The sequence below is a fragment of the Pseudomonas mandelii genome, from assembly GCF_002251635.1.
Lineage (GTDB): Bacteria > Pseudomonadota > Gammaproteobacteria > Pseudomonadales > Pseudomonadaceae > Aquipseudomonas > Aquipseudomonas mandelii_B.
The window spans coordinates 18,523-29,642 of record NZ_NMOJ01000156.1 but is presented as its reverse complement, the minus strand read 5'-3'; the positions used below and the strand labels follow the sequence as shown (position 1 = coordinate 29,642).

Annotated in this window: 9 protein-coding genes; all 9 read right to left on the bottom strand. The window is 61.0% G+C overall.

Features of this window, described 5'->3' with window-relative positions:
* Positions 1 to 23 precede the first annotated feature (23 nt).
* A complete protein-coding gene (locus B7L09_RS20285; RefSeq protein ID WP_094470362.1) occupies positions 24 to 842 on the bottom strand; it encodes a phosphoglycolate phosphatase in 819 nt (272 codons plus the stop codon).
* Positions 839 to 1,513, bottom strand: coding sequence for a ribulose-phosphate 3-epimerase (rpe, locus tag B7L09_RS20280; protein ID WP_094470361.1), 675 nt, complete (start codon positions 1,511 to 1,513; stop codon positions 839 to 841). Before rpe ends, B7L09_RS20285 begins: the two co-directional genes overlap by 4 nt.
* Before the next feature lie 77 nt (positions 1,514 to 1,590).
* Positions 1,591 to 2,742: an iron-containing alcohol dehydrogenase gene (locus tag B7L09_RS20275; protein ID WP_094470360.1), complete on the bottom strand. Its 1,152-nt coding sequence runs from the start codon at positions 2,740 to 2,742 to the stop codon at positions 1,591 to 1,593.
* Positions 2,743 to 2,962: 220 nt separating this feature from the next.
* Positions 2,963 to 3,787, bottom strand: a complete 825-nt coding sequence (locus B7L09_RS20270) for an ABC transporter permease (RefSeq protein ID WP_017739612.1) — start codon at positions 3,785 to 3,787, stop codon at positions 2,963 to 2,965.
* Positions 3,788 to 3,799: 12 nt separating this feature from the next.
* Positions 3,800 to 5,047, bottom strand: coding sequence for an ABC transporter permease (locus B7L09_RS20265; RefSeq protein ID WP_094470359.1), 1,248 nt, complete (start codon positions 5,045 to 5,047; stop codon positions 3,800 to 3,802).
* Between the two features lie 294 nt (positions 5,048 to 5,341).
* Entirely contained in the window at positions 5,342 to 6,385 is a 1,044-nt protein-coding gene (locus B7L09_RS20260) for an ABC transporter substrate-binding protein (protein WP_094470358.1), read from the bottom strand.
* Positions 6,386 to 6,428: 43 nt separating this feature from the next.
* On the bottom strand, positions 6,429 to 7,553 hold the full coding sequence (locus tag B7L09_RS20255; RefSeq protein ID WP_094470357.1) for an ABC transporter ATP-binding protein: 1,125 nt from the start codon (positions 7,551 to 7,553) through the stop codon (positions 6,429 to 6,431).
* A 324-nt stretch (positions 7,554 to 7,877) separates the two neighbouring features.
* A complete protein-coding gene (locus B7L09_RS20250; protein ID WP_176457740.1) occupies positions 7,878 to 8,519 on the bottom strand; it encodes a response regulator in 642 nt (213 codons plus the stop codon).
* 143 nt (positions 8,520 to 8,662) lie between these two features.
* Positions 8,663 to 11,059: a PAS domain-containing sensor histidine kinase gene (locus B7L09_RS20245; protein ID WP_094470355.1), complete on the bottom strand. Its 2,397-nt coding sequence runs from the start codon at positions 11,057 to 11,059 to the stop codon at positions 8,663 to 8,665.
* Between the last annotated feature and the right edge of the window lie 61 nt (positions 11,060 to 11,120).

Below are 11,120 nucleotides of genomic sequence, written 5' to 3'. Positions count from 1 at the left end.
GCCNGCAGCGCGGCCAGGATCAGTCAGGCGCGCCAACGCCAGCGGGCCAGGGCCTTGATGACTTTCATCCAGAGTTTGCGAGTGACCACCACGATGGGATTTCCAGAAGGGGACGGTTCGGTGTCGGGCAACGTTATCTCAGCGCCCGGATCCAGGCAACCGGGAATTAGCTTGCGCAGATCGTCGATCACCAGCGCCGGCGATTCTTCCGAAATCGGCCGGCCATGGTTGTAGCCGTAGCTGAGGGCTACGCACTTGACCCCTGCCGCTTTCGCCGCCAGCACATCGCTGCGTGAGTCGCCGACAAACAGCGACTGCGAGGCCGGGATGTTGGCCATTTTCATCACGAAAAACAGCGCTGCCGGGTCGGGTTTCTTCTGCGGCAAGGTATCGCCACCGATGATCCAGCGGAAGTAACGGCCGATTTTCATCTGGTCCAACAGCGGCGCGACAAAGCGCTCCGGCTTGTTGGTGATCAGGGCCATTTCCACGCCCTGCTTGTGCAGCCATTTCAGGGTGTCACGCACGCCGGGATAGACCACAGTCAGATCATGGCTCTCGCTGTAAGCCTCCATGAAAATCTCCAGCGCGCCCTCGGCTTCGCCGTCGTCAACCGCCGAATGGTCGATGCCACCGGCCAGCGCACGACGAACCAGCACCGGCGCGCCGTTGCCGACCCACTCGCGCACCGACTCGAGGCCGGCGGGCTCGCGCCCCATTTTGAGCAGCATCTCGTCCACCGCCGCCGCCAGGTCAGGCACCGAGTCGATCAACGTACCGTCCAGATCGAACATCACCAGCCGTGGCAGTTTGCCGGGGAACAGCTGCTCAAAGCCACTCATGGACGGGCCAACGCCAGTTCGGAACGCATCTTTTCAATCACCTCTTGGTAGTTCGGTGCATTGAAGATCGCCGAACCGGCGACGAAGGTGTCGGCGCCAGCCGCAGCGATTTCACGAATGTTGTTCACGTTCACCCCACCGTCGATTTCCAGGCGGATATCACGCCCAGACGCATCGATCAGCGCGCGGGCTTCGCGCAGCTTGTTCAAGGTGCCGGGGATGAACTTCTGGCCACCGAAGCCTGGGTTGACGCTCATCAGCAGGATCATGTCGACCTTGTCCATCACGTACTCAAGCACGCTCAACGGGGTCGCCGGGTTGAACACCAGGCCCGCCTTGCAACCGCCTTCGCGGATCAGTTGCAGGGTGCGGTCGACGTGCAGCGACGCTTCCGGGTGGAAAGTGATGTAGGTCGCGCCAGCGTCAACGAAGTCGCCGATGATGCGATCCACCGGGCTGACCATCAGGTGCGCATCAATCGGCGCGGTGATGCCGTACTTGCGCAGTGCGGCGCACACCATCGGGCCGATGGTCAGGTTGGGCACGTAGTGGTTGTCCATGACATCGAAGTGCACGAAATCGGCACCGGCGGCCAATACCTTGTCCACTTCCTCACCCAGGCGGGCGAAATCGGCGGAGAGAATCGATGGAGCAATGACGAAGGGCTGCATGACGCACCTTTTTTGAGCTAAATCACAATGGCGCGCATTGTATACCTCATGCTTTGCCATGCGCACNGTGACCGCANTCANTGGNNCGNNGCTCGGTAGATCTTCTCGATATCGATGGCGCTCAATTTACGTGGATTGTTGCGCATCAGGCGCTCGATCCCCGCCGCTTCCACGGCCATGGCCGGGATCGCATCCTCCGGAACACCGAAGCTGCGCAGCCCTGGCGGAATCTCTACCGCCGCGCACAATGCGGTCATTGCCTCCACGGCTTTGTCCGCCGCTTCGTTGGCGCTCAGATGGGCAGTTTTCACCCCCATGGCTTCGGCAATATCCTGCATGCGCTCGACGCAGGCCATTTTGTTCCAGGTCATGACATACGGCAGCAGCAAGGCGTTGCTGACGCCATGAGCGATGTTGAAACGCCCGCCCAGCGGATACGCCAGTGCATGAACCGCGCCNACCCCGGCATTGCCGAACGCCATACCGGCCATCAGGCTGGCAGTGGCCATGTCATCGCGTGCTTGCAGGTTGGCCGGGTTGGCGTAGGCCTTGGGGAGCGCATTGGCAATCAGTTTGATCGCGCCAATGGCCAGGGCATCGGTGATCGGCGAGGCATTCAGTGACAGGTAGGATTCGATGGCGTGCACCAGCGCGTCGACACCGCTGGCAGCGGTGACGCTGCGTGGGCAGGTCAGGGTCATTTGCGGGCTGATCAGCGCGACGTCCGGCAGCAGGTAATCGCTGACGATGCCTTTTTTCAGCTGTGCCACTTTGTCCGAGAGGATCGCCACATTGGTCACCTCCGAGCCGGTACCGGCCGTGGTCGGGATGGCGATCAGCGGCGGGCCCTTGCGCGGCACCTGGTCAACGCCGAACAAGTCCGCCAGGGCACCGTGGTATCCGGCGTAGGCCGCGACGCTTTTGGCGATGTCGATGGCGCTGCCGCCGCCGAGGCCAATCAGGCCGTCATGCCCGCCTTCGCGGTATGCGCGCATGCAGTCTTCGACGATGGCGATTTCCGGGTCGGGCAGCACACGGTCGAAGATTTCATAGGGCCGCTCGCCCAAGTGTTCCAACGCCAGCGCCACGGTGCCGGACTTGACCAGCGCGGCGTCGGTGACGATCAGCGGGTTATCCACATCCAGGCGTGTGAGTTCGGCGGCCAGTTGTTCGATGGCACCTGCGCCGGTGATCAGTTTGTGAGCAATTTTGAAAGAGGAAAGACTCATCGTGCGCAGCCTCTTATGAATAGGGGAGCTGGGCACAATAGTAGCTGGGGATTGGGGTTTGTCTGCTATTCAGCCTGTGAATGACCCAACATCCCGAAAACACCCTGAATCCCTGTGGGAGCGAGCTTGCTCGCGATGACGGACTGACATTCAACATTGTTGTCGACTGATAGTCCGCTATCGCGAGCAAGCTCGCTCCCACAGGGGCTAGTGTGTAGTTTCAGACCTGGGCGGTGCGCAGTTTTTCGCTGCGGCCTCGTAGCCATTCCAGTGTCAGCAACAGCAGCACCGAGAAGGCAATCAGCAAGGTCGCCGCTGCGGCAATCGTCGGGCTGAGGTTTTCACGGATGCCGCTGAACATCTGCCGCGGCAAGGTCGCTTGTTCCGGACCGGCGAGGAACAGCGTCACCACCACTTCATCGAACGACGTCGCGAAGGCAAACAGCGCACCCGAGATCACGCCCGGCGCAATCAGCGGCAACGTCACGCGGCGGAACGCNGTCAACGGCGAAGCGCCCAGGCTGGCGGCCGCCCGCACCAGGTTATGGTTGAAGCCCTGCAAGGTCGCCGACACCGTGATAATCACAAACGGCACGCCCAACACCGCATGCACCACAATCAGCGAGAAGAAACTGTTGCCCAGCCCCAATGGCGCAAAGAACAGGTAACTGGCCACGCCGATAATCACCACCGGCACCACCATCGGCGAAATGACCAGCGCCATCACCAGCGCCTTGCCGGGGAAGTTGCCGCGGGTCAGGCCAATCGCCGCCAGAGTGCCGAACACCATTGCCAGCACGGTGGCCGCCGGGGCAACGATGATGCTGTTCTTCAGTGCGCGCATCCATTCGGCCGAGGCGAAGAAGTCCTGGTACCAATGCAGCGAGAAACCTTGCAGCGGGTACACCAGGAAACTGCCGCTGTTGAACGACAGCGGGATAATCACCAGCACCGGCAATATCAGGAACAGCAGGATCAAGCCGCACAAGATCCGCAAGCTGTAGAACCACACCCGTTCCACCGGTGACATATAAGGGCTCAGCATCGCAAGGTCTCCTCAGCTCAGGCGCAGGCGACTGGCGCCCACCAGCCGGTTGTAGATCAGGTACAGCAGCACGGTCGCCAGCAGCAGTAAGCCGCCCAATGCCGTGGCCATGCCCCAGTTGATGCTGGTGTTGGTGTAGAAGGCTACAAAGTAGCTGACCATCTGGTCGTTCGGGCTGCCCAGCAGTGCCGGCGTAATGTAGTAACCAATCGCCAGGATGAACACCAGCAGGCAACCGGCGCCGACACCGGCATAGGTCTGCGGGAAGTACACGCGCCAGAAGCTGGCGAACGGGTGGCACCCCAGGGAGATCGCCGCCCGCATATACGTGGGCGAGATGCCTTTCATCACGCTGTAAATCGGCAGGATCATGAACGGCAGCAGGATATGCACCATGGAGATGTAGACGCCTGTGCGGTTGAACACCAGCTCCAGCGGTTTATCGATGATGCCCATCGCCATCAGGCCGCTGTTGATCAGCCCACCGGATTGCAGCAACACAATCCACGCTGCCACGCGCACCAGGATCGAGGTCCAGAACGGCAGCAACACCAGGATCATCAGCAAGTTACTTTTGCGTGCCGGCAGGTTGGCCAGCAAGTAGGCCAACGGGTACGCCAGCAGCAGACAGATGAAGGTAATCACCAGGCCCATCCAGAACGTGCGGGCGAAGATGTCCAGGTAAATCGCCTGGTCAGGCGTGGCCGGGGCGATTTCGCCGAGGTCGTCGATGCGATGATCGACCGCCGCCAGCAAGTAGTACGGCGTGATGTTGCTGGTGTTGCGGCGCACTGCCTGCCAATAGGCCGGATCGCCCCAGCGTTCGTCGAGGCCTTCCAGCGCTTCTTTATAAGAGGCAGGCGCTTCGGTAAACGGCAGCGCCCGCGCGGTTTTGGTCAGCAGGCTACGGTAGCCGGCCAGTTCCATGTTCAAGCGTTTGGACAGGTCGCCCAGGGTCTGATTCTTGCGGGCTTCAGCGAGGTCTTCGCTGGCCGCTTTGTACACCGGCTCGGCGGGCAGGCCGCGGCCGTCCCAACTGGCGATGGCCGCCACAGTGCGCGGCATGCCGCCGACCACTTCAGGGTTACCAACGCTTTTGTAGAGCAGCGCCACGATCGGCACCAGGAACACCAGCAACAGAAACAGCACCAGGGGCGCGATCAAGGCCTGGGCCTTCCAGCGGTTGATCCGCTCGGCGTGCTTGAGCCGCTGCTTCAAGGTGGGGTCAGTGCCCGCGTTCAGGGGAATGGCGGTGGCCATGGCGTACTCCGGAAATCTTTGATCGTTACAGAGGCGTACAAACAACCTGTGGGAGCTGGCTGCCTGCGATGGCGTCATCAGACTCAACATCTCTGTTGTCTGACCCACCCTCATCGCGGGCAATCCCGCTACTGGCCGGCATTGTCGCGCATTGCCGGGTGTCTAGTCACTGGCAGCTGATCGTTCCCACGCTCTGCGTCAAATCCAAAGGCGGAACGCGGAGCGTCCCCGGCGGCATTCCCACGCAGAGCGTGGGAACGATCGGTCAAGGGGGTGCGGTGCGNATNNGCGGGGTTACTTGGCAGCCCACGAATTGAAGCGCTGCTCCAACTGCTCGCCGTTATCCGCCCAGAAGCTCACGTCGATCTGCACCTGGTTGGCAATGTTCTCCGGCGTGGTCGGCATATCCTTCAANACATCCTTGGACAGCAACGGTACGGCTTGAATGTTGGCCGGGCCGTAAGCGATGTTTTCCGAGTAGGTCTTCTGCTGCTGCGGCGCCACCGAGAACGCGATGAATTTCTTCGCCGCTTCAGCGCGTGCTTTATCCAGACCTTTAGGGATGGCCCACGCGTCGAAGTCGTAGATGCCGCCGTTCCAGACTACTTTCAGGTTGCTTTCTTTTTGCACGGCGGCGATGCGACCGTTGTAGGCCGAGCTCATGACCACGTCACCGGACGCGAGGTATTGCGGCGGTTGTGCGCCGGCTTCCCACCACTGAATGCTTGGTTTGAGCTCATCCAGCTTCTTGAATGCACGGTCCTGGCCATCTTTGCCGGCCAGCACTTTGTACACGTCCTTCGGTGCCACACCGTCGGCCATCAAAGCGAATTCCAGGGTGTACTTGGCGCCCTTACGCAGGCCGCGCTTTCCGGGGAATTTCTTGGTGTCCCAGAAATCCGCCCAACTGGTCGGTGCGCTGGTCAGCTTGTCGGCGTTGTAGGCCAGCACGGTAGACCACACGAAGAAACCCACGCCGCAGGGCTGGATCGCGCCCTTGACGTAATTCTCGGATTTGCCGAACAGCGCAGGATCAAGCTGCTCGAACATGTCTTCGTCACAGCCACGGGACAGCTCCGGCGACTCCACTTCCACCAGGTCCCAGGACACGCTCTTGGTGTCGACCATGGCTTTGACCTTGGCCATCTCACCGTTGTATTCGCCAGCCACGATCTTGCCGTTGCCTGCCGCTTCCCACGGTGCGTAGAAGGCTTTGACCTGCGCCGCCTTGTTCGCCCCGCCAAAGGACACCACGGTCAAGTCCGGGCCCGCCGCCATCGCGTGTGCCGCACCGATCATGCCCATGACCAAAGCGGTGAATTTAAGGGATCTCAACATTGTTGTTCTCTCCACGTGCAGGGTTGGTGAAGCCATGGGGCGATTAATTCGCCTCTAGAAGTGGGTCGAGTGCGCGAACGTGCTCGACTTGCCAGCCAATCGGTACCACGTCGCCGACCGCCAGGGCCGGGTCCAGCTCGGCAATCGGTTGTTTCACAAAAAAATCGGCCTTGCCGCAGACTTCCAGGCGCACGCGCACGTGGTCGCCCAGGTAGATAAATTCCACCACCCGTCCGGAGAAGCGGTTNACGCAGGATTCGCTGGAGCCATTGAGGCTCACGCGCTCCGGTCGAATCGACAGCGTGACGGGTTCGCCGGTCTTGCCGACATTGACCGCCAGCGCTTCAACCTTTTCACCGCGACCGAGTTCGACGATGCAACGGTCGCCGGTCTGGCTGTGCAGACGCCCGTTGAGGCGGTTGTTCTCACCGATGAAGTTGGCGACGAAGGTGTTTTTAGGTTCTTCGTACAAGGTGCGCGGCGCGGCGATCTGCTGGATCTCGCCTTGGTGGAACACCGCCACGCGGTCGGACATGGTCAAGGCTTCGCCCTGGTCGTGGGTCACGTACACCACCGTCACACCGAGACGCTGGTGCAGGTGCTTGATCTCCATCTGCATGTGTTCGCGCAATTGTTTGTCGAGTGCGCCGAGGGGTTCGTCCATCAGCACCAGCTGCGGTTCGAACACCAGCGCCCGAGCCAGGGCCACGCGCTGCTGCTGGCCGCCGGAAAGTTGCGCCGGGTAACGCTGGGCGAAGGCGTCGAGCTGGACCATGCTCAACACACGTTTGACCCGTTCGCTGACATCGGTCTTGCTCAAGCCGCGCACCGACAACGGGAACGCCAGGTTTTCGGCGACGGTCATGTGCGGGAACAACGCATAGTTCTGGAACACCATGCCGATGTCGCGTTTGTGCGGCGGCACGTTGTTGATCGCGCGCCCGGCCAGCAGGATTTCACCGGCGGTCGGCGTCTCGAAACCGGCGAGCATCATCAGGCTGGTGGTCTTGCCCGAGCCGGATGGCCCGAGCAAGGTGAGGAACTCGCCCTTGCGAATCTCCAGGTTGAGGTCTTTGACGATCAGGTTCTCGCCGTCGTAGCTTTTCTGCACGCCACGAAAGCTGACCAGAATGTCACTGGCCCCTGCGTTTGAATCGACCTGGCTCATACCCACACCTTTTTTGTTGATGACTGCTGTGGGCTAAGCCTAGTGGACGCTGCTGACCACGCAAATCGGGGCGCAGGAGAGAATCGCCTCAGCGGGATGGAAGGTTGGGGGTAGGGATTGCCCTACAAGGATGGCGGGGATGGACAGGTGCAACGGTGATTTGCAGCTACGAGCCGCAAAAATGGGCAAAAGCGGGTTTTCAGGATGTCGCAAATGGATATGACGACGAACTCCCACAGGGACAGCGGTGTTCTTTAGAGGAGTTTGTGTTCCATCGTCGCAAATGGATATGACGACGAACTCCCACAGGGACAGCGGTGTTCTTTAGAGGAGTTTGTGTTCCATCGCGTATTTCACTAGTTCCGCCAGTGAGGTGATGTTGAGCTTTTGCATCAGGCGCGCCTTGTGGGTGCTGATGGTTTTGCTGCTCAGTGCCAGTTGCTGGGCGATGTCGTTGACGTTGGCGCCTTGGGCCAGCCGTTCAAACACCGAGAATTCACGCTCCGAGAGCAACGAGTGCAACGGCCGCGAATCGGTCAGGCCGACTTCGAAGACCATGCGGTCCGCCAGGTCCGGGTCAATGTAGCGACCGCCTGCCGCGACTTTGCGGATTGCCGTCAGCAGCAGGGCCGGGTCGCTGTCCTTGGTCGCATACCCCGCCGCACCGACTTTCAAGGCTCGNGCAGCCATTTGCGCTTCGTCGTGCATCGACAACACCAGGATGGCCGGCGGATTGTTCAACGCACGAATTCTTGGAATCGCTTCCAGGCCATTGACGCCGGGCATGGAGATGTCCAGCAACACCACTTCGCAGGGCACGTGCCGCAGGGTTTCGAGCAACTGCTCGCCATTGCTCGCCTCCCCCACCACTTGCAGGTCTTTGGCCAGGCCGATCAATTGCTTGATGCCTTCACGGACGATGGTGTGGTCTTCGGCTACCAGTACACGGATCACAGTCTTCTCCATTCTTTTTATGTAAGAGCCAAGATCTATCGCGGGCAAGCCCGCTCCCACAGTGATTGGGGGAATGCCAAAGATTTCTGCACTGACACAGTCCCCTGTGGGAGCGAGCTTGCTCGCGATAGCGTCAGTACAGACACCACAAAAATTCAGGCTTCATCCACCGGTACCCGCACACTCAACGTCGTGCCCTCCCCCGGCTCACTCTCAAGCGACAACTGGCCGCCCATGATCAACACCCGCTCACGCATGCCGACCACCCCGAAGGAGGTCGCCCTGCCGGTAGCGGGAATAAATCCTACGCCATCATCGCTGACCGTCAGACACAACTCGTCGCCTTCCAGCGCCAACGTCAGTTCGACAGTATGCGCCTGGGCATGGCGCATGACATTGGTCAGCGCTTCCTGAAGGATTCGGAACAGCCCAATGGCCTTGGCATCGCTGAGCACCGGCAGGTTCTCCGGCACCTGCACCAGACACGGAATCTGCGTGCGCGCCTCGAAACGCCGGGCCTGCCACTCGATCGCCGAGGCGATCCCGGCATCGAGAATCGGCGGTCGCAGCGCCGTCGCGACGTCGCGCACCAGTTGGAACAGCTGGGCGATCAAGCGCTTCATGCTGTTCAGGCGCTCGTTCAAGCCCGGGTCCAGCTGGGCGTAGGCCAATTCGCACATGGAGGTTTCCAGCTTCAGCACGGTGAGCATCTGACCCAACTCATCGTGAACTTCCCGGGCAATGCGCGCTTTTTCCTCTTCCCGCACGCTCTCCAGGTGAGCGGACAGCTCACGCAGTTGCTCGCGGGAACTGGCCAGCTCCAGCTCGATGCGCTTGCTCTCGCTGATGTCCCAGACAATTCCGTCCCAGACATAGGCGCCGTCTTCGAGCCGGCGGGTGATGGCCTTGATCTCGGCCCAGCGCTGCTCACCCGAACGGGTGAGAATCCGCCCCTGCCATGACCAGTCGCTGTCGGTGTCCAGCGCATGGTCCTGAGTCTGGTGATAGCTGGCCTTGTCGTCCGGGTGCACCAGGCTGCGCAGGCCTTTGTCGCGATGGGCCAGAGTTGCCGGCGAATAACCCGACAGGCTCTCGCTGCCTTCGCTGATGTAGGCAAAGTCGATCTGCCCTGTCACCGGTGCTCGCTCCAGGCGAAAGACCAGTCCCGGAACGTTGGCGGCAATCCCCTGCAACCGCGCTTCACTTTCCTGCAACGCCGCCAGGGCGCGCCGACGTTCGGTGACGTCGTTGAGGTAGACCACCAGGTATTCGCCCTCGCGAAAGCGCAGAAAGCTCAATGAAACATCGGTCGGCAGGATGCTGCCATCCGCTCGAACACAGTTGGTCTCGAAACTTTGCGGCCCTTCTTCACTGGCCCGGGCGCGCTTCCACAGGTTCAGCCAGCGGTCCATGTGCAGACCCGGCTCGAAGTCGATCAACGGCCGATCAATGATTGCACCGGCCGGATACCCGAGCATGGTTTCAGCCGCGCGGTTGGCGTAGCGCACGTGGCTGTCCCAGTTGACCCAGAGAATGCCGACGGTGCTCTGATCGATGGAAAACTGGGTCAGGCGCAACGCTTCTTCACTGGCCTCGCGCAGGGCAATGTCCTCGCGCGCCGCCAATAGTCGCTGCTCCAGGCTGTGTTGTTGGCGGCGCTGCCAGAACACGATGGCCATGCTGCTCAGCATCAATACCGCCATCAGCAGGCAGAGGTTTTGCCAGAATCCCCGGGATTCGGTCAGACGCGGGTACTTGGGTTGCAGCCATTGGTTGTGCAGTTGCTCCAGGTCCTTGGCCGGGATCGCCCGCAGTGCACTTTCGACAATGCCGGCCAGTTCCGGCTGGTCCCGTCGTGTGGCCACTCGCAGCAATTGCGGCAAACCGATGTCACCTACCACGACCAGCCCGGCGAATTCAGGTTCTACGGACAGCCGCCCCAATTGCGCTTCATCGACCACGGCATAACCGGCCTGCTGACTCAGCAATAACTGCAATGCCTGGCGCTCGATCGGTACGCCTTGCAGGTTCAGATGGGGATAGTTGCCGCGCAGATAGTCAGCCGTCGCACTGGGCATGCGCACAGCGACGCGGGTTTGGCTGTCGAGTTTTTCCAGCTCCACGGCACCTGTGCTTTTCTGGTCACTGACCACCAGTTGCGGCACCCGCATGTAGGGGTCGGAGAATTGCCAGAACCGCAGGCCGGCGGGGGTTTGGGTCAGCCCGGGAGCGATGTCGATTTCACCCTCGCGCGCGGCGGCTTCCAGTTGCGCAAGGTCGGGGAAATTACGCCAGCTCAGCTCGACCTTGAGCGCTTTGGCCAGCCATTTCATCAACTCGACGTTGACCCCCGACAGGCGCTGCAAGCGGCGATCGTATTGCGCGTAAGGCGCCTGCAACACCAGCCCGACACGCAATTCGCCGTGCGCTGCCAGCCACTGTTGTTGCTGGGGCGACAAGGGCGCGACGTGCGTCGGTGGCGCGGAAGCCGCCCAACTCATCAAGGGAAACCACAAACAGCCGATAACCCACAGGCAGCGAAAACCCATGATCCACGTCTCACATCACTGACAAATACTGACCAACCCATTAGGCTGCTGGAATGACTTCTGG

Bases quoted from the DNA above. Each gene is read 5' to 3' on its own strand.
- B7L09_RS20285 (WP_094470362.1), bottom strand. From the start codon at position 842: ATGAGTGGCTTTGAGCAGCTGTTCCCCGGCAAACTGCCACGGCTGGTG.
- rpe (WP_094470361.1), bottom strand. From the start codon at position 1,513: ATGCAGCCCTTCGTCATTGCTCCATCGATTCTCTCCGCCGATTTCGCC.
- B7L09_RS20265 (WP_094470359.1), bottom strand. From the start codon at position 5,047: ATGGCCACCGCCATTCCCCTGAACGCGGGCACTGACCCCACCTTGAAG.